We start from the raw sequence: 19896 nt of genomic DNA on the forward strand, positions 1-19896 counted from the left end.
GGCGGAAACATGAACAAAACTACGCTCGTTAAACTTGGAGCAGCCGTTACTATCATGGGCACAGGCATTGTGCTGGGATCCGTATGGTCCACCAATGCCGAAGGCAACGCCTTAAAACCCGGATCCACGCAGGACCCTGTCGTAACGAAGAGCTACGTGGATCAGCAGATTGCAGCGGCCCTAGGTCAAGGTGGAGGGGGTGGGGGGACAACAACCCCGCCTCCGACGACAACACCGCCAACCACGCCTACAACGCCGGGAGCAGCCTCCCAGGTTGAAGTGGTCAATGTGCCGATTGGTAAGACACTGATTGCAGATCAAGGCGCACAGTTCGTTGTGCGGGCCGGTGCTGCGCTGGCTTATAGTCAGGACGTCGATGGCATCTCCGATGTGACGGATGGCAGGGACATCAAGAATGGACAAGCGGTACCAAAGAATCATCTGATTCTCTTCCCTCGGGATGGGCGCGGAATTGCACCGGACCCGACGGTCAACAAGAATCAATTGGTCGTACTGGTGACCGGCGGTTATAAGATCCAATAAGTTCTGTCTAATTTTCCCCGGTTTGACAACATGTTATACGCTTGGGCCTGCCTGTACCTTCATATACTATCTCCATCAACTCACGGAGGTGCAGGTCATGTCCAATCGCAGCAATAAAATTGTCGTTCCGGCATCGAAACAAGCGCTGTATCAAATGAAATATGAAGTAGCAGCTGAACTGGGTTTAAATGTAGGCAGTGGATATCGCGCTAATGCTGGTGGAACAGAGGGGCTGGATAGCGAATTTGCAGGTGAATTAGGCTCTGTGTCGCATGGACAAAGTGGTTCGCAAGTGAAGGAATCCTGGTCCCATCTGGCGACTCGCGACGCAGGTGCGGTAGGCGGCGGCATCACGCGGCGGCTGATCGCGCAGGCGGAAGATGTGTTAAGGGACTTCCGTTGACATATAGCGACATATCCGGTATCATACTGTCCTAGAAGTGTTGTATAACAACCTTTTCCTATATGGAAAAGGTTCATTTTTTGAATATATAAGTCTTTACGTCGATTTGTGCCTGTGGACTTATTATACGATGGTTTTAGGAGGTTGATACGGATGGCAATTAAAGGACGGCATTTATTCACATCGGAGTCAGTAACAGAGGGACATCCGGACAAGATCTGTGACCAGATCTCCGATGCAGTATTGGATGCATTTTTGGAAGTAGACCCGCATGCTCGCGTAGCTTGCGAAGTATCAGTTGCAACGGGCTTGGTTCTCGTTATTGGTGAGATCAGTACCCGTGCGGATTATGTGGATATTCCTTCGATCGTGCGCCGCACGATTAAAGATATCGGCTATACGCGTGCGAAATATGGCTTTGATTATAACACGTGTGCTGTACTGACCTCGCTGAATGAGCAGTCTGCTGACATCGCTCAAGGTGTAAACGCAGCGATTGAAACACGTGAAGGCAAGAACATCCTCGAGGAAAATGAAGATATTGGTGCAGGTGACCAAGGCCTGATGTTTGGTTTTGCGACCAACGAGACACCTGAGCTCATGCCACTGCCAATCGCGCTATCCCACCGGATCTCCCGCCGCCTTGCAGAGGTGCGTAAGGATGGTACGCTGGATTACCTGCGTCCGGACGGTAAGACGCAAGTAACGATTGAGTATCAGGATGGTAAACCAGTTCGTGTGGATGCGATTGTCGTATCGACTCAACATGCGGAAGAAGTCACACTGGAGCAAATCCAGCAAGACATCCGCGAGCACGTGATCAAGCCTGTTGTTCCTGAGGAATGGCTGGATGCGGATACGAAGTACTACATCAACCCAACGGGCCGCTTCGTTATTGGTGGACCTCAAGGTGATGCTGGTCTGACTGGCCGTAAAATCATCGTTGATACCTATGGCGGCTATGCTCGTCATGGCGGCGGTGCGTTTTCCGGTAAGGATCCAACAAAAGTTGACCGCTCGGCAGCTTATGCGGCTCGTTATGTGGCGAAGAACATCATCGCTGCTGGTCTGGCCGACAAGTGTGAGATTCAGCTTGCTTACGCCATTGGCGTAGCGAACCCTGTTTCCATTAACGTGGATACGTATGGCACTGGCAAAGTGGATGAAGAGAAGCTGGTTGAAGTCATTCGCAACAACTTTGATCTTCGTCCGGCAGGCATCATCCGTATGCTTGATCTGCGTCGTCCAATTTACAGCCAGACTGCCGCTTACGGTCATTTTGGTCGTACCGACATCGATCTGCCGTGGGAGCGCGTGGACAAAGCTGACAAGCTTAAAGAAGAAGCTCTTGCATAATATAAGAACCATGAGACCGTCCGGGACCCCGGGCGGTTTCTTTTTATCCTCGCGCTACCATAGTCAATTTGCCAAATTCCCTAAACTTCCAGTCGATATCGACCGAAGATATATGTACGACTGACATTTTTGGGGAGTGAAGCTGAAGTGTTGCGGAATTGCAAAATCATATCTATCCTCTTGGCAGCGTTGATGATCGTTCAGGTCATCGTTCCGAGCCTGCCCTATACTGACTCGATTGTACATGCCGGACCTAATGGTCCGATACTCTTTTCAACCAATCCTGCGGATAATGCGACCAATGTATCACCTAATGCGGCACTGCAGCTGCAATTTGACGAGAACGTCGTCAAAGGGACGGGTTCAGCAGCAGTTACGATCCGTCGTGTATCGGACAATGCCATTGTTGAGACCTTTGTCGTTGCGACTAGCGCGGCGGTAACTATTGGATCAGACAATCGTCAGGTGCGGATCACCCCTTCATCCAACACCCTGCAATTAAATACAGAGTATTATGTTCTCATCGATCCAGGTGCATTCCGTAATACGAACGGACAGAACTACGCTGGCATCTCTCAGGCCACCGCGTGGAATTTCACGGTCACAGCAACTGACCGGACGCCACCTGTTCTGCTTGGCCGCACACCCGCTCAGGGCGGTACGATCGAGATGGGTGGTATCCTGCAGCTTCAGTTTGACGAGACGGTCTACGCCTCTAGCGGCAATGTCACGTTACAGCGTCTTAGCACCAACGGAGCAGTAATTGATACGCAGTTGATTGGCGTAACGACTACCAGTGTCCGTGGGAGCGGCACGAGCACCATTACAATCGCCCCGTCGACACCACTAGAGCCAAGCAGTCGCTATAACGTCTCTGTCAGTAGCGGAGCGTTTCAGGATGCTTATGGCAACAGCTATGCGGGTCTGAACGGATGGACCTTCCAAACCCTTGGGCCTCCGATGTCTATGCCTTTGTTGTCGCCACCAGATGACGCTACAGGTGTGAGCGCCCAGACCTCGCTTCAGATGACGTTTGATCTACCGGTATCGAAGGGTACAGGTATGATTGTAATCAAGCGTGTCTCGAATAACAGCACAGTCAGAGAATACAATGTGGCAACTAGCAATCTTGTTACGATAGATTCAATTGATCCAACCATCGTTCGCATAACGAATACGGATGTAACAACGAACCAAGCTTACTATGTGCTTGTGGACCAAGGAGCATTCGTGAGCCGCAGTAACCCGTCTATTGTGTTCCAGGGCATCACAGACGCCACCCAGTGGAATTTCTCGACCTTTCCGAGCTCAGATACCATTCCGCCAACGGTAACGGCCTTGTCGCCTTCTGTGAGCCACAACAGCGGCACCCAGACGAGCCTGTCCTTCCCATTGGAGATGACCTTCAGTGAGCCGGTCTATCCTGGTAATGGTCAAATCGTCATACGCAACCAGCAAAATGATGCGATTCTCACCTCGATTCCAGTGACCTCGAATCGGGTAACCGGGGGTGGGACCAACAAGATCACCATTACACCGGGCATCCAGTTTGTCAATAACTCGTCCTATTATGTGCAAGTAGGCGGTCAGGCGTTCCGCGATGCTGCGGGTAACAGCTACACTGGCATCCCGGATACAGACCGGACGACCTGGCGGTTCTCGATTACGCAGGACACAGCTCCTCCACTAATCTCTGCGCTGCAGCCAGATAATGGAGCAACTGAAGTGCCACGTACAGGCAAGTTCATGGTTACATTTAATGAACCGATTCAGCTCGGAACGGGCCGTATCCTGATTCGCGCAGCAAGCGGTGGGAATGCACCGTCGGTAGAACCGCTGGCCGAGATTGATCCAGACAATAACCGTCGTCTCATTCTGACTGTACTGCCGAATGAGCCGCTTAGCGTCAACACGGCTTATTATGTCGAGATGCAAGAAGGCGCAGTGCGGGATATAGCTGGCAACAATTTTGCCGGTATTCTCAATGAGTACCGCTGGGCATTCCGGACCGTGGGTTCGGATACCACGCTGCCTCAACTCACCAAGGCCGATATGACCGGGGGCACGCGAATCGTGCTCACCTATAATAAGGAACTGAACCCGAACGTCGTCCCGGCGCCGGCCAATTTCTATGTGACGGTCAGCAACACGCCACGTGCGGTCACCTCGGTTGCCGTACAAGGGACAACCGTGACCCTGACGCTCCAAAGCGGTGTCGTTTTTGGCCAGGAAGTGAAGGTTTCTTATTCGAAAGGCGCTTCGCCAATCCAGGATCTGTCGCGTAATGAGGCGGCAAGCCTGAATGGCACAGTCGTGGGGAATACCCAACAGTCGACCTTGCCACGACCGGTGAGCGGAACCGTCAGCGGCGCGCTCATTACGATTACGTTTAATGAAAGTCTGGCAACAATGGCTAGCAGCGGTGCAGGGCAGTTCACGGTTTACTCCGGAAACAGCTACCGCAGTGTGGCTTCGGTAACGACGAGTGGTACATTGCTCCTCATTACTCTGAGTTCGCCGATTACAGATGGCCAGGCCGTGAGTGTCAACTACAGTGTCGGCTCGTCACCGCTGCGAGACGTGTCGGGTAATGCAGTACAAGCGTTTAGCGGCTTCGGTGTCCGCAATCTGTTGGATACAACCCCACCCGTGCTTCAGAGTATCGCCGCGGCTGGAACTCGCGTCATCTTAAATTATAACGAAGCGTTGAATCCGGGCGCTGTACCGCCTGCGGGTAGCTTTAGCGTCGTCGTGGCAGGAACAGGCCGGACGGTGAACAGTGTCGAGATCAGCGGCACACAGGCCATCCTGACGCTATCCTCCGCTGTGGCCAGCGGACAGGTTGTCCAGGTGAGCTATTTGGGAGGTAATCCGCAGCTAGCCGATCTGGCGGGCAATGCAGCTCCGCCTTTTGCCAATCAGATGGCGGGCTCGGTTAGCGGGGACAATGGTCAGATTATAGCGGCCACTGTTCAGGGACAGACATTAACGCTGACGTTCCCTTACACGCTTAATCCGGCCTACACACCGAGCGCAACCCAGTTCTATGCTAGAATTCAGGGCGTTCTGCACACGGTCACTTCGGTGTCCATCTCGGGTTCGTCGGTTGTGCTGCAGCTTCATCGCAGTGTGGCGACAGGGGAGACGGTGAGTGTGACGTACTCGTCAACGGGTACGCAGCTCCAGAGCACGGGAGGCGTGTTGATTGCGCCATTTACAGATTATCAGGTAGGTAATCAGAGCTCCTGGACGGGAGGCGGCAGCCTGCCATCGGATTTTGAAGTGTCCGATCGGGGCGGCTTGAACATGAAGATGACAGTGGCAATCACACAATCGAGCATGTCTCCGGCAGGACGGATTGCCCAGCGGTATACAATCCATGCAGACAAAGTTACTGCGGCCTATCAGGCTATCCGCAATGGCAGCGGGGACAGACCGCGCGTCCAGTTCACCGTACCATCCAGTGAGATGGCTGCCATCGTTGCGGTGCCGGTTCGTCAGTTGGAAGAAGTGAGCCGTCAGACGACCAATGCCGTCTTTGCCGTTCTTTACAAAGAAACAACCTATGAAATTCTACTATCTGCGCTGGATTTCCGGGAGATTGAACAATTGGTGGGTACCTCTGGTTATCTGCTCATTGAATTGGAGCCGAATGCAACGAGCGAATCAAACGGGCTGATGTCAGCGATTAGTCGCGCGAATGCTCAGATTATGGTAAGCCCAATGAGCTTTGAACTGTCCGCTTCGAGCGGTGGTATTGACAAGCCGATTACGAATTTCACGGGTTACTTGACCCACACCGTGAGAACGGCTGTACAGCTGGATCCGCGCAAAACGGCGGCTGTCTGGCTAGACCCGGAGACAGGGGCCTTATCCTATGTGCCGACGATGGTAACCAACACAGGTGGTTCATCGACGATCACGTACAAACACAAAGGCAACAGCGCGTATGCCATCGTTAACGGATTACAGGACTATCGAGACCTGGCTAACCATTGGGGACGCAATGACATCCTGATGCTGGTCAACAAGTTTGTTGCCGACGGACGGACGGCTACCAGCTTTGATCCGAATCAGCCAGTAACACGTGGCGAGTTCGCTGTGTTCATCGCCCGCGGACTCGGGTTATCCGGTGACAAGTCGGCAGCTAGCCGTTACAGTGACGTGAATGCGAACTCGGTCTTGGCTGCATACATCGGTGCTGCTTCCAAGGCTGGCATCGTTGAGGGCCACCCCGACGGGACCTTCCGACCTAATCAGTCGATTACCCGTCAGGAAATGGCAGCCATGATGATTCGGGCAACAGCGATGGCTGGAGCGAGTATTTCGATTCCACAGAGCAGCGTGGCTTATCTGTCCCGTTACAAAGATGCAGGTACGATTGCACCGTGGGCACGCGACGATATGGCAAAAGCCGTCGAAGCGGGCATTATCAACGGCATGACGGTCGACACGATTAGCCCGCGCACGGACGCGACGCGCGCTCAAGCCGCTGTCATGATCAAGCGTATGCTCGGTTATATCGAATTTATGGATGTGTAACGCATGGATGCGGAGGAGGGCTTGGGCATGAATTGGGAAGCAGGGCAACCCCGGGGGCAAGGATCGCCAGAGGGGCTGCTGCAGGCAGATCGCAGAGAGTTGGAGCTGGTGGCGAAGCAGATGCTGAAGCACCGGATGGACAGTACGGTAGTAGTGACGCTGACGGGATTATCGCCCGATGAGGTGTCTGTACTGAAAGCAACGATGACCTACTAACGAAACCTGAAGCCGTATTAAAAGACTGGCCGCTGCCCTCTCGGGGACAGCGGCTTTGTCGTGATCAAAGGGATAGCTCCCAAGGCCTAAGAGTCTAAAACGTCATTCCATGTCGCAATGTTGCGGGAGGGACATTAGGATCTTCTCATCTACCGTAACTTTTTCGGCCTTCTAGCAGTCTATAACTAGTAGATTTCAAGATGGGAGAGTTGCCAGATTATGCGTAAACGGGAAGTGGATAAACCGGGACCGGCGCAACCAATGGCCTATGACGATTTGGGTCGGACGATTCGGGACCGCGCGCTCAGGGAAAATGGCCGCATGAAGCGGGGGAAATTAACGAAGCGCGTACTGATCATCGCACTAAGCGGTACACTGCTGCTGCAGCCGCTTGCAAGTGTAGGGACATTCGGAATCGGACAGTTATTGAGTGGTACGCAAGTGGCGTCGGCCGCCGTGACCTCAAGCTTCAAGCAGACCTCCGAGTCGATGATTACCGCAGGTGCCAAACGAATCGATTACATATGGACCGGCACAAGGTCTGGCAAATCGGTGCAGGCCAACGTGCATGTGATAGAGGTGGATCTCACCAATCCACATGTGTCGCTTAATGTCATGAGCGGCAAGAACAACAACCTGACGAATACGAACACAACCACCAATATGACCAAAGAAACCGGCGCGGTTGCGGGGGTCAATGCGGACTATTTCAATATGGGTGCGGAAGGCGTACCGATGGGCGCACAGATTATTAGCGGCTCCCTGATGTCGAGTCCATCCGTGCTCAAAGGCATGTATGCTTTTGCGGTGTCCAATGACCGTGTACCAGTTATTGACCGGTTCGGATTCGAGGGCAATGTAACGACGGCGAGCGGCGGCAGCTTCCCGCTGGCCGGCATCAATCAGACGTCTTATATGACAGAGCCGGCTACGGGCTCTGGAACATTCAGTCACGTGAACGCCATGTATATCTACACAAGTGCCTGGACTGCGGCAGAGCGGCCCAACACCAAGAACAGCGCAACCACCCCGACTGAGATTCTGGTCGAAAACGGAAGGGTGACGCAAATAGCTGAGAACAGCACCTTACCCGTCAAACCACCGGAGAACGGGTATATCCTGCGTACTCATGGCACAGCGGCCCAGTTCGCCAAACAGCATCTGACGGTGGGCCAGACGGTTAATGCCAATTACAACCTGACTTCGCTGACAACGGGTGCCAAGAAGGATCCGGGATCTTATCAGATGATGGTAGGAGGCCATACCATTCTGGTGGAGGACGGCAAGGCTGCGAACTTCTCCCGGGACGTCAGCAGCATTAGCGGCAACAGTGCCCGTTCCCGGACAGCGGTAGGTTACTCCCGTGACAATAAGAAGGTCTATTTGGTCACTGCCGAGGATTACGGCAATAGCTCCGGCATGACGCTGAAGGAATTGCAAGAGGTTCTTACGCGGCTGGGTGTCTGGAAAGGGCTGAACCTGGATGGCGGCGGCTCAACAACCATGGCGGCTCGTCCACTCGGTGATTTTGAAGTAGGACTGGCTCATCCTACGGAGAATAGCGGCGGTACGACAGAGCGTCGCGTGATCAACGGCATTGGTATTTATACGTCGGCCCCCAAAGGCGAGGTTCAGGGCATCAAGGCCAGTGGTCCTAGTGTAATCTTCATGGGCCAATCGGCGGGCTACTCCTTGAAAGCCTATGATACGTATTACAACCCGATTGAACCGACAGGCATGACAGCGCAATGGAGCGTGGAGAACGGATTCGGTACGATGAATGGCAGCACGTTCACTCCGACCAAGTCGGGCAAAACGACGCTGACAGCCAAATCGGGCTCCGCCTCGGATAAGCTCGCCGTCGAAATCATCGGTGCCAGCCAGATCAGTCAAATGACAGTCAACGCCTCATCCGCTTCGCTGCAGGCTGGCTCGTCAATCAACGTGCCGGTACGCGTCAAGCTGACGGACGGACGTGAGATGAACGTGCCTGCGAGCTCGGTGCGCTGGGAATTCAGTGGCTTCACGGGTGAAGTCAAGGACGGCGTGCTGAATGTGCAGTCCATCAATCAAGGGGCGACCTCCGGTACGGCCATTGCTCGTTACGACGGGTATTCGGCACTTGTCTACTTCTCGGCAGGCAGTGCCAGTGCGGAGCGGACATGGGAGAACTTTGAGAATGTCGGCTACCCGATTACGTTCCAATCCACACCTAACGGCACCACGGGTTCGGTTAGCGTTGGCAACAGCTTGAGCGGCATGCAGTCCAAAGGGCTGATCATCAACTATGACTTTACGGCTGGCACGGGTACTAAGGCCGCCTATGCAGCGCTAAATGGTGATGGCCGAGCTGTCGAGGGATCGCCGCTCGCAATCTCAGCGGATGTCTACGGTGATGGCAGCAACAACTGGGTCCGTGCCGAGATCACAGATGCATCAGGCAAGCTGCACTATGTCGATCTCGCCCGTCCATTGGATTGGACCGGCTGGCGCAGTGTCAAGGCTGATCTGAGCACCTTGGGCATGACTTATCCGGTGAAGGTGAAACGTCTGTATGTTGCAAATCCGGAGCAAGGACAGAGTGAGCGTGCTGCGACAGGACAGGTAGCGATCGACAATATCGCGTTCCACTACCCTGCGTCGGCTGTGCAGCCGGATACACCGACCATTCGCCTGACACTGGGCAGCACCAATGCGTCGGTCGGCGGGACTGCTACGAAGCTGGATGCGGCACCGATTGCACTGAACGGGGTGACGTATCTGCCGCTGAAGTTCGTATCGGATGCCATCAAGGGGAATGTGGCATGGGACAATACAACCAAACGGGCGACCTTCTTGCGTGGCGACAAGCTGCTTGAGCTGTGGCTGGATCAGAAGGGATACGTCATCAACGGCAAGCGCGAGACTGCGGCAGCAGCGCCGATCATTCGCAATGGCAGGACGCTGGTCCCGGTTCGTCTGGTCTCCGAGCAACTCGGCCTAAAGGTCCACTATGATGCAGCCCAGAAGATTATTACCATTCAATAATATAGGTCTTGTTTCATCGGATTGTGGTATGATGGTAGAAGCATCCTCCATGGAGAAAGCGAGCCGAGGCGTACGTGAACTATCGAATCAACGACATTGACCGCGTCATTAAGAATGCGATACATGTAATGGAAGACAGCAAATATCAAATCTTCGAGATTTGTGAATCAGCCCGTCAAGAGCTGCTGCTGATTACCCAGGAGCTTGAGACGGTGTTCAAAGAAACAGCCGAGACGATCGACAAAGTCGATCGTCTCGAGCTGGACTATCGCCGTTCCCGGATCCGGCTGACCGAGGTCAGCCGGGATTTTGTGAGGTATAAGGAAGCTGACATCAAGGCTGCTTACGAGAAGGCGACCCAGATTCAGCTCGATCTTATGGTTTATCGGGAGAAGGAAGCCTATTTGAAGTCCCGCAGGGACGAGCTCCAAAAGCGTGTGAAAAACGTGGAGCAGTCCATCGAACGGGCAGAAACGATCAGCTCACAGGTGAATGTAGTGCTGGAGTACCTCTCAGGGGACCTGAACCAAGTGACGCGGATTCTCGAATCAGCCAAGAATAGGCAGGCCATTGGTCTGAAAATTATCGTCGCCCAGGAGGAAGAGCGTAAGCGGATTGCCAGAGAAATCCATGACGGTCCCGCTCAGTCCCTGGCGCATCTAGTTCTTAGGACGGAAATTGCAGAAAGAATGCTGCAAAAGAAGGAATTTGGATTAGTACAGGACGAATTAGTAGATTTGAAGGGCCAGGTACGACTAGGTATTGAAGAAATTCGCAAAATTATTTTTAATTTGCGGCCGATGGCTCTCGATGACCTGGGCTTAGTACCTACCTTACGAAAATACGTGCAGGATTTTGAAGAAAAAGCGCGAATCAGGACGACTTTTGAAACGGTAGGACGAGAGGTCAGACTGCCATCAGCGATGGAAGCGGCGATTTATCGTTTGGTTCAAGAAGCCTATACGAATGCGTTGAAGCATGCCAGCCCATCGATCGTCTCTCTCGGCATCACCTATCAAGCGCAGATTGTGAAGATCGTCATCCAAGACAATGGAACAGGATTTCATGTGGACCTGACCGAGGCAAGAGCCAAGGACAATTCAAGTTTTGGATTGATCGGTATGCGCGAGAGAGTCGAGCTGCTCGAGGGGAGGATGGAAATCGAGTCAGCGATAAATCAGGGAACGAAGATAACGATTCATATTCCCATAAATGCGGAGCCTAGAAAGGAGTAACTGACGATGGACGTGAAATCACCGGGGAACCGGACGATTAAAGTGCTGATAGCCGATGATCACCAGCTGTTTCGTGAGGGACTGAAGCGCATCTTGAACATGGAAGACGATCTGGAAGTGATCGGCGAATGCGGGAACGGGATTCAGGTCCTGGAGTTTTGCAACCGGCAAAAGCCCGAGGTCGTATTGATGGATATTAATATGCCGATTGAGAATGGGGTAGTCGCTACGGAGCGGCTGCGTGACATTTTCCCGGATGTGAAGGTTATAATTCTCTCGATCCACGATGATGAGAGTTATGTGTTTGAAACGCTGCGCAAAGGCGCAACCGGCTATCTGCTGAAGGATATGGAGGCGGAGGCGCTCGTCAATGCGATTCGCTCGGTCGTCAATGGCCATGCCTACATTCACCCCAAGGTGACGGGCAAGCTGATCAACCAGCTGCGTCGCATGACCTATCTGGACGAGATAGGCGCGAACTCTGGAGCCGCGGCTTCCGAAGAGACAGGCGTCAAATTCGTAGCCGGAGAGAACAACCCGCTGACCCGCCGGGAGGCCGAAGTCCTGCGACTGATGGCCGAGGGCAAAAGCAACAAAAACATCGGCGAGTTCCTGTACATTAGTGAAAAAACAGTTAAAAACCATGTCAGCAGTATCCTCCAAAAGATGGAGGTCGACGACCGCACCCAAGCGGTCATCAACTCGATCAAAAACGGTTGGGTGACGTTGTAAGCATAGGCAATATAGGGAACAGGAAAGCTCCAGGGCGGATTATGCTCTGGAGCTTTTTGATGTGGAGCTTTTTTTGATGGGAAGCGGCGGATTGAGCATGATTGTGGAGGCTTTCGTAGCGACGAAAATGTAAGGAAGTGCGCTGCGTAAAGACAAAAATACAACTAATAACAGCAGAAAACGACAATAAAGCTGCTCTAAAGACAAAAGCGCAGTTAATTTCTTGTTTATTTCTTAATTATGGGAATTTAAGCTTGATTAGTTGTATTTTTGACGTTATGGACCTCTAAAACGGAGACATCTTGGTTAGTAGTTGCACTTTTGTCTTTAGCAAGTGCGAGTTCTCGTTCGCCTCCTAAAAATAATTAAAAAAGTGCAGGGGTTAGCGGGCTGAGGCTCGTCTAATAGAGTAGGAGCGAAAATAAGTCGGAAGGGAGGCGAGAGGATCAGCGACGAAGAGTGGGTCAAACGAATGCTGGAAGGCGATGAAGCGGCCTTTGAGCGATTGGTAAGCCGGTACCGAGGTGAGTTGTATCAGGTAATTTATGCAGTGCTGCGGCATGCAAAGGATGCAGAGGATGCATTGCAGGAAGCGTTCGTCGCGATTTATCTCGGCCTCCCGGGTTACCGCCAGCAAGGCCTGAAAACCTGGATAACCCGGATCGCAGTCAACAAAGCGATTGATCATAAGCGGAAGCTGGAACGTCTGCGAAAAAGGTCGCTTCTGACGGATGTACCTGAACGGGAGCATCCGCCTCCAGTCTATGAAGAATTCGATGGCCGGGTGGCCGAGCGGCTGCTGGAGGAAGAGAGTCGGGCTCAAGTTAGTCAAGTGGTCGGTGGCATGCCGGAAGGATATCGGCGGGTCGTAGAAGCTTTTTACTGGCAAGGCAAGAGTCAGCAGGAGATTGCGCAAGGCGAGAAGGTAGCGCCGAAGACCATCGAGTCCCGCCTGTATCGGGCCAGGCAATGGATAAGAGAACGCTGGAAGCGGGGGGAGGAGTAGGGATGAACCATCCAACAGAAATATTCTGGCGGCAATACGCGCTCACGGATGAGTTGACGCATGCAGAGCGAGCGACGGCGGAGGAGCATCTGTATCAATGTGAGACATGCCTGGCGTTATACATAAGATTACTGGAGGAAGCCGAAGACACGCCGCAGCTGAGCAAAGAAGGCGAGGTAGCTTTGACGGCTGCACTGCGTGGACATCGGGATGTGCAAAAAACAGGAGACCGCAGGCGCCGCCGACCAACCGGCCGGGAACGTCGTCGTGCGCTGGTTCATTATGTGATTGCGGCAAGCCTGACTCTCGTCTTCCTCTCTAGTGGGCTCTTGCAGGATTATCTGGATCATACGGTGCAGCCTGCCAATCTGATACAGGGAACGGAGCAAGTCGAGAACGAACAGACGATTACGTCGCGTCTGATGGAGCGGACGACAGACCTGCTGCGAGCATGGAAGCCCTCGGCAGATGAGGCAGATCGGTATTAAACAATAGAAATGCGAGACTGCAGCAGGCAGTCAACGCAAGATGGAGAGTGAAGCTATGCGGTTTGGTGGGATAACATTGCTACTGATGTCCCTTATCCCGGGATTGGGGCATTATATGATTCAGCGACGGGTCCGAGCTTTTGTCTATCCGTTGCTCGTGTTTGGATTTCTTGGAATAGGAATTACCATGGGCTTTTTAATGGGGCATGATGAGCCTTTCCTGTTCATGGGCTTTCTAGCCATGGTGGTCTGGGGAATCAACATCCTCGACATGATGATTCATCTACTGGTGCGACCGTCACAGGAAGCGAGAGCACCCTTCCCGTCACACGATATGCATCAGGGAATGCAGGGCGGATACGGTCCGGGAGTTCCTTATCCAATGCCGCCCTATCCCGGCGACGCTGCTTACGGACCCGGCCACGACCCGCATAGGCGCAACGCCGGCGAACGGTTTTATACCATCTTGTTGTCTGCCGTTCCGGGGCTGGCTCACTTTCAACTCGGGCTCATGCAGCGAGGACTAACCTTGCTGCTCGGATTTTTCGGGATGGCGGCTGTTATTCTGTTTGTAAGTGTCATGGCTAGCGAACAGTTCATTCTCTTCTTGATGGTGCTGCCGATTATTTGGTTGTACGGGCTGTTCGATGCGCTGCGGCAGCTTGAGCGTAAGCAGTTGGGAGAGCCGCTGCAGGACCGGTCGATCCTGGAGGATTGGGACGCCCAGCGGGCTGGTGGCAGACGGAGCCGGCTGCTGGCTACGCTGCTCTCTGTATTTCCGGGAGCTGGTCATATGTATCTGGGAGCACAGCAGCGCGGATTGCAGTTAATGGGCGGTTTCCTGTTATCCTTTTATCTTCTGGACGTCTTGTACCTGACCTTCTTCATGTTCCTGATCCCGGTCATCTGGTGCTTCGCTTTCTTTGATGCACTGCAGCTAGGTGCCCGTTACGAACGGATGGAGGGCTTCATTGAGGATGTGCCGATCGTCTCTGGCTTCTCGCCTAGCCGTCGCTGGCTGGGGGCAGGGATGATCCTGCTCGCGGGCTATATTTTGTTCAACCAGTTCCTACAAGAATGGCTGATTCAGATGTTTGGTCATCAGATGTGGGTGCAGCAGCTGCAACGTTATGTCCAGATCGGGCTCATTACGTTGCTGCTGCTGGTGGGCGGAGTGAAGCTGATGCTTGGCGGCCCTGGTCCTGGAAGCAGTAGCGTACGGGGATAGAGGGGATACCGAACCAAGGAGCGGCCGAAGGGCCGCTTTTTTTGTGTGCGTAATTCAAGCATGAAGGACTTCAAAGTAGGTTGCATTATTTAACAAAGTATAATAAAATAACTTTAATCCAATTAATCTCATGGGAATTAGAGGTTAATGAATGAGCGGCTGACAAGACCACTTGAAGCCAACTGGCGCAAAGGAGGGAGTACAGGAAAACTGGACACCCGGTAGAAGTTAGGCTAGAGGGGCGATAACTATGCAAGCGGCACCGATTGTGGAAGTGAAGAACGTGAGCAAGGGCTTTGCCCACAAAGGGCACAAGGAGCTGGTGTTGAGCAGTATCTCTCTGACTGTTCATGAGGGGGAGATTCTGTCCCTGCTAGGCCAGAGCGGGTGCGGCAAGAGTACTTTACTGAATCTGATTGGCGGATTCGACAAGGCGGACGACGGAACGATCCGCATCTCGGGACGGGATATGGTGCGTCCTCAGCTCGACTGCCAGATGTTGTTCCAGGATTACGGCTTGCTGCCTTGGCGTTCGGTAGAGGCCAATGTGGAGCTAGGACTACTTAACTTGAACCTGCACAAAAAAGAGCGGAGCGATCGCGTGGGACACTATCTCGCCCTGGTCGGACTGGAGGACAAAGCGGAATGGTTCCCCCACCAGCTATCGGGAGGAATGAAGCAGCGGGTGGCGTTAGCGAGGGCATTGGCAGTACAGCCAACCTTGCTCTTGATGGATGAGCCGTTTGCCGCGTTGGACACATTCAACAGATACTATCTTCAGGATGAGCTGCTGCGGATCCAGCGGCAAGAAGGGACAACCGTCATATTGGTAACACATGATATCGACGAGGCGGTCTACCTGTCGGATGCCGTCCTGATTATGGATGCCAGGCCGGGTACGATTCGCAGAGAAGTCCGTTTGCAGATGATGAAGCCTCGGGATCGTGGGGATGGACATTTTCAGCACTATCGCAAGGTTATTCTGGAGACATTCCGGTTGACGGGGGCATTGCCCTCCGAAGAATTCACGATATAAGGGAGGATGGAAGGATGAAGGTTAGAAGGTCAAAGCGAATGGCCGCAGGACTAACAGCCGTATCGCTGCTGCTCTTGGCAGCCTGTGGGACAGAGACAACCGCGCCCGCCCCGGGCAGCCAGGAGAGTAAGACAATCCGGATCGGTTATCTGCCAATTACCCACGCAGCGCCTCTCTATCTGGAGCAGGGGCTCGACAAAGAGGGCTATGAAATCGAGCTGGTGAAATTCGGTTCATGGCCCGATCTGATGGATGCGCTCAATACCGGACATATAGATGGCGCTTCGGTACTGGTACAGCTGGCGATGCGGGCCAAGGAGCAGGGTATCGATCTGAAGACGGTGGCGCTGGGGCACAAGGACGGCAATGTTGTTGTCTCTTCTCAAGATGTCGAGGCGGTAGCCGATTTGCAGGGACAGAGCTTTGCTATCCCCAGCCGGTTCTCGAGTCATAATATTCTGCTCTACGAGATGCTCAAACGCGAAGGCCTCGCGTATACCGATGTGAATGTGGTAGAGCTGCCACCGCCGGAGATGCCGGTCGCACTAGCTGAAGGACGAATCGCCGGTTATGTTGTTGCCGAGCCGTTCGGCGCGGCTTCGGTTGTCGCCGGTCATGGCAAGGTGTTGTTCCAATCCGACGAGCTATGGCCGGAATCCATTTGCTGCGTAATGGTGCTGCGCTCAGACTGGATTCGGGAGAATGAGGAACTGACCGGGAATGTTGTAGAGAAGTATGTGGAAGCAGGCCAGCTTGCTGAGCATAAGGACGCGCACGCCAAGGAGGCGCTGGGATCATTCCTGAATGTGCAGGAGGATGTCCTCGATCTGTCGCTGGAGTGGATCCACTATGATGAGTTGAAGCTGGATGAAGCGTCCTACCGGACCTTGAGTGATTACCTGGTGGAGATGGGGCTGTCAGAAAACCCGCCTGCCTTCGAGGAATTTGTGGATAACCGCTTTATTGAGAAGGTACTGGAGAGCCGATGACGCGCAGGGCCAGGCTAATTTATGGAGCGGTGGGCATACTCCTTCTCCTGGTGCTTTGGCAAACACTGGTACTGGTGCGAGGTGTCGGCGAGGCCCTGTTTCCTTCACCTCTTGGTGTTGCTAGGGGAATTGTAGAGCTCGTGGAGAACGGCGTCCTGCTGACGCATGTTCAGGTGAGCCTGGGACGATTTGCCGCAGGCTATTTTTCTGCCTGTTTGGTCGCTGTCCTCCTTGGCCTCGTCCTTGGACGGGTCGAGCGGCTCTGGGCACTCATTGATCCTGTAGTGCAGCTGCTCCGTCCTGTCTCGCCGATCGCTTGGGCACCTTTTATCGTGCTGTGGTTCGGAATTGGCAACGCACCGGCAATCGTCATCATTTTCATCGCGGCATTTTTCCCGGTGCTTATCGCCACTGTGACCGGGGTCAGAAGCGTGGCCCCGATCTATCTAAAGGTTGCTCAGAATATGGAACTTACCCGCGTCCAACTGATACGCCGGATTATTCTACCGGCAGCTTTCCCTACCATTGCAGGCGGTCTGCATCTGGCTATCGGCACGGCTTGGATTTTTCTTGTCTCCGGCGAGATGGTTGGGGCTCAATCGGGACTTGGCTTTTTAATCATCGATAGCCGCAATACGCTGCGCATGGATCTGGTGATGGCAGGAATTGTATTCATCGGCATCTGCGGTCTGCTGCTGGACCGGGCAGTCCGACTGTTCGAGCATTGGGTAGGAAGCCACTGGGGGCGGGGGAGTGCCGGTAGGTAACGGGTCGTCTTTGCTGTGGGCTGCGCAAGGGATGGCCCTGAGGGACCACCTACCGGCCAATTGTAGATTATAGGGTAGGCGGCTGAGAGGATTCGGTTGCCAGTTCGATTACAGCTAAATCCTCTACGTCCCGCTGGCAGTGGTCACAATGGTAGGCGATGTTGACTTCATGGCCGCAGGAGCGGTGCACCAGCTTCTTGTAACATTTCTGAAGATTGCGCCGCCCCCACAAGACGAGGGCATGGAAGACATCCTCGAGATCTCGGCCGCTCTCGGTTAACTGGTAGCGGTACCGGGGAGGATGCTCCGAGTACAAGGTAGCTGTCAGTAAACCCTGGGCTTCCAAATATTTGAGCCGCTCGGAGAGCAGCTTCGAGGAGAGCCCTTCGAGCGCCTTCTTGATCTCATTAAACGTGGTACGGCCGATGAGCACCTCATGAATAATCAGTAAGGTCCAGCGATCGCCGATAATGTTCAGGGACTGGGCAATATTGCATGGTAAATCGTATCTGTCTTTCATCGTTTTGGCCTCCTGGATGTACACGCATGTCTTCTAGGTTTCTTTCTGATATTTAGTTACTATTTTACACTATGTAAAAAGGAGAGTTCAATATGGCGCTTTATTTGGCTGAATCGGTATTGGAGAGTGGCAAGGGGGATCGCGGACAATTGGAGCAGCGGCTGATCGTCATCCGCCGGGAGGCGGAGGCGCGGAGCGCGCGGTTGTTGGAGGTGCAAGTGGCTGCGGATTACAGCAAGGCTTACTTCATCTTTGAGGGAGAGAATGAGCACACGGTACAGGAGGCGCTGGAAGCAGCCTTGACACCGGCGGCGCTTATCAAACAGGTGCGCCTGATCGGGCAGACTGCGGAAGAAGCCGAGGAACGAGTAAATACGAATTATCTGGTCGAATGGAATCTGCCGTCTGATCTGAAGATGGAGCAGTACCTGGCGCGTAAGCGGGAGAAGTCCGTTCATTATGCCGAGGTGCCGGAGGTGACTTTCTCAAGAACCTATGTCTGCGAGGATATGACCAAATGTCTGTGTTTCTATGAGGCGCCTGACGAGGAGGCGGTCAAACGGGCGAGAGAAGCTGTCAGCGCGCCGATCGACGCAATTACCGAAATCGCAGCGCCCGCCCGCAGTACCGGATTGGACGGCGGAGCAAGCCAATGAGCAATACGGCTCGTCAGCAGCAGCTGCATGACATCATCAAGGAGAAGCTGAGGCCGCATGTTCGGCAGATTGATGCCGAGGGGCAATACCCGCTTGGTTATCTACAAGCGTTGGGGGAAGCAGGCCTGTACGATGCTGACGGGTCGGAGCCTGGCAGGAGCATCAGGGATCGTGTCCGGTTAATCGAGATGACGGCACAGACTTGCCTGACATCTGCCTTCAACATCTGGTGCCATCTAGCCGCTGTCACCTATGTCGGTACGAGCGACAATGAGCGGCTGAAGCAAGAGGTGCTGCCAGGACTGCTGGACGGTCGTTTGCGCGGCGGCACTGGACTGTCCAATCCGATGAAGTACTACGCCGGGCTGGACCAATTGTATTTGAAGGCGGAGCCGGACGGGGAAGGAGGGTATCGGCTGCAAGGGACATTGCCGATGGTATCCAATCTGGGCGAGGACCATTGGTTCGCCGCAGTTGCAGAAACGGCTGACCATGAGCGGATCGTCTTCTTCTTGCCCTGTACGGCCCAAGGACTGCATCGGACAGAAAGGGTTGGCTATCTGGGGCTGAACGGCAGCGCCACCTATGCCTGCGTCTTCAATCAGGTCGAGGCAGGAGAGCAATGGGTGCTGTCACAAGACGCCGACAGCTGGATCAGACAGGTGCGTAGTATATTCATTCTGTACCAGATTCCGCTCGGACTGGGACTGGTCAATGCGTGTATCGAGACGATGCGCAAGAGTGCCGCCATTCAAGGTGGCTGCAGCCAGTATCTGGCTGTACAGCCTGAGCATCTGGAGGAGGCGCTGATACAACTGAGGGAGCGGACGTATATGCTCGCCGTCTCTCCGTCGCTATCGGCTTCTTGGAGCGAGGTGCTGAAGCTGAGACTGCAGACCGTACATCTAACGCTGCAGGCTGCGCAGGCCGCGATGCTTTTTCAGGGCAGCGCCGGATATCAGCAGAACAGTGGTCCTGCGCGGAGATTGCGGGAAGCGTACTTTTATGCCAATCTTACGCCATCCGTCCGTCATCTGGAGAAGCTGAACCGGCTGTTGTCGAATCAAGATCAGGGTAACGTCACGATAGGGCAATAGCCAAGAAGCAAGTTTCAGTGACCGGATTCACCGCTGGGCACCTCAGAGCATATAG

17 protein-coding genes are annotated in these 19896 nt (G+C 53.8%); 16 read left to right on the forward strand and 1 reads right to left on the reverse strand.

The window, feature by feature from the left end:
• Window positions 1–9 precede the first annotated feature (9 nt).
• The 14 genes from F556_RS0123805 to F556_RS0123870 all read left to right on the forward strand — a co-directional run bounded on the left by F556_RS0123805 (window position 10) and on the right by F556_RS0123870 (window position 17568).
• Entirely contained in the window at window positions 10–543 is a 534-nt protein-coding gene (locus F556_RS0123805; RefSeq protein WP_020619509.1) for a hypothetical protein, read from the forward strand.
• 97 nt (window positions 544–640) lie between these two features.
• Window positions 641–946, forward strand: a complete 306-nt coding sequence (locus F556_RS0123810; protein ID WP_020619510.1) for an alpha/beta-type small acid-soluble spore protein — start codon at window positions 641–643, stop codon at window positions 944–946.
• Window positions 947–1099: 153 nt separating this feature from the next.
• Window positions 1100–2302 carry a methionine adenosyltransferase gene (gene metK, locus F556_RS0123815; RefSeq protein ID WP_020619511.1) on the forward strand — a complete coding sequence of 401 codons (1203 nt, stop codon included), beginning with the start codon at window positions 1100–1102 and terminating at the stop codon, window positions 2300–2302.
• 180 nt (window positions 2303–2482) lie between these two features.
• A complete protein-coding gene (locus F556_RS0123820) occupies window positions 2483–6844 on the forward strand; it encodes an Ig-like domain-containing protein (protein WP_157272917.1) in 4362 nt (1453 codons plus the stop codon).
• Window positions 6845–6871: 27 nt separating this feature from the next.
• A complete protein-coding gene (locus tag F556_RS0123825; protein ID WP_157272918.1) occupies window positions 6872–7060 on the forward strand; it encodes a hypothetical protein in 189 nt (62 codons plus the stop codon).
• Between the two features lie 219 nt (window positions 7061–7279).
• Window positions 7280–10087 carry a stalk domain-containing protein gene (locus tag F556_RS0123830; RefSeq protein WP_020619514.1) on the forward strand — a complete coding sequence of 936 codons (2808 nt, stop codon included), beginning with the start codon at window positions 7280–7282 and terminating at the stop codon, window positions 10085–10087.
• 74 nt (window positions 10088–10161) lie between these two features.
• Window positions 10162–11322, forward strand: a complete 1161-nt coding sequence (locus F556_RS0123835) for a sensor histidine kinase (RefSeq protein ID WP_020619515.1) — start codon at window positions 10162–10164, stop codon at window positions 11320–11322.
• A gap of 6 nt (window positions 11323–11328) precedes the next feature.
• Window positions 11329–12054 (forward strand): response regulator, encoded by a 726-nt coding sequence (locus F556_RS0123840; RefSeq protein ID WP_020619516.1) that lies wholly within the window; start codon window positions 11329–11331, stop codon window positions 12052–12054.
• A gap of 445 nt (window positions 12055–12499) precedes the next feature.
• A complete protein-coding gene (locus tag F556_RS0123845) occupies window positions 12500–13060 on the forward strand; it encodes an RNA polymerase sigma factor (RefSeq protein WP_026297468.1) in 561 nt (186 codons plus the stop codon).
• A gap of 2 nt (window positions 13061–13062) precedes the next feature.
• Window positions 13063–13548: a hypothetical protein gene (locus F556_RS0123850; protein ID WP_020619518.1), complete on the forward strand. Its 486-nt coding sequence runs from the start codon at window positions 13063–13065 to the stop codon at window positions 13546–13548.
• 40 nt (window positions 13549–13588) lie between these two features.
• Window positions 13589–14776, forward strand: a complete 1188-nt coding sequence (locus F556_RS35035) for a hypothetical protein (protein WP_211222633.1) — start codon at window positions 13589–13591, stop codon at window positions 14774–14776.
• A 250-nt stretch (window positions 14777–15026) separates the two neighbouring features.
• Window positions 15027–15812: an ABC transporter ATP-binding protein gene (locus F556_RS0123860; protein ID WP_020619520.1), complete on the forward strand. Its 786-nt coding sequence runs from the start codon at window positions 15027–15029 to the stop codon at window positions 15810–15812.
• Window positions 15813–15826: 14 nt separating this feature from the next.
• Entirely contained in the window at window positions 15827–16801 is a 975-nt protein-coding gene (locus tag F556_RS0123865) for an ABC transporter substrate-binding protein (RefSeq protein ID WP_026297469.1), read from the forward strand.
• On the forward strand, window positions 16798–17568 hold the full coding sequence (locus F556_RS0123870; RefSeq protein WP_020619522.1) for an ABC transporter permease: 771 nt from the start codon (window positions 16798–16800) through the stop codon (window positions 17566–17568). The genes F556_RS0123865 and F556_RS0123870 overlap by 4 nt, the downstream gene beginning before the upstream one ends.
• A 67-nt stretch (window positions 17569–17635) precedes the next feature.
• Here F556_RS0123870 and F556_RS0123875 read toward each other — a convergent pair whose 3' ends face one another.
• The gene (locus F556_RS0123875) at window positions 17636–18088 is read right to left on the reverse strand and encodes a winged helix-turn-helix transcriptional regulator (protein WP_020619523.1); all 453 of its coding nucleotides are present in this window, start codon (window positions 18086–18088) and stop codon (window positions 17636–17638) included.
• Between the two features lie 92 nt (window positions 18089–18180).
• On the opposite strand from F556_RS0123875, the gene F556_RS0123880 reads away from it, so the two are divergent.
• Window positions 18181–18744, forward strand: a complete 564-nt coding sequence (locus tag F556_RS0123880) for a DUF4242 domain-containing protein (protein ID WP_020619524.1) — start codon at window positions 18181–18183, stop codon at window positions 18742–18744.
• On the forward strand, window positions 18741–19841 hold the full coding sequence (locus F556_RS0123885) for an acyl-CoA dehydrogenase family protein (protein WP_020619525.1): 1101 nt from the start codon (window positions 18741–18743) through the stop codon (window positions 19839–19841). The genes F556_RS0123880 and F556_RS0123885 overlap by 4 nt, the downstream gene beginning before the upstream one ends.
• The last annotated feature ends 55 nt before the right edge of the window (window positions 19842–19896 follow it).

The sequence above is a fragment of the Paenibacillus daejeonensis DSM 15491 genome (assembly GCF_000378385.1).
GTDB classification, from domain to species: domain Bacteria; phylum Bacillota; class Bacilli; order Paenibacillales; family Paenibacillaceae; genus Paenibacillus_D; species Paenibacillus_D daejeonensis.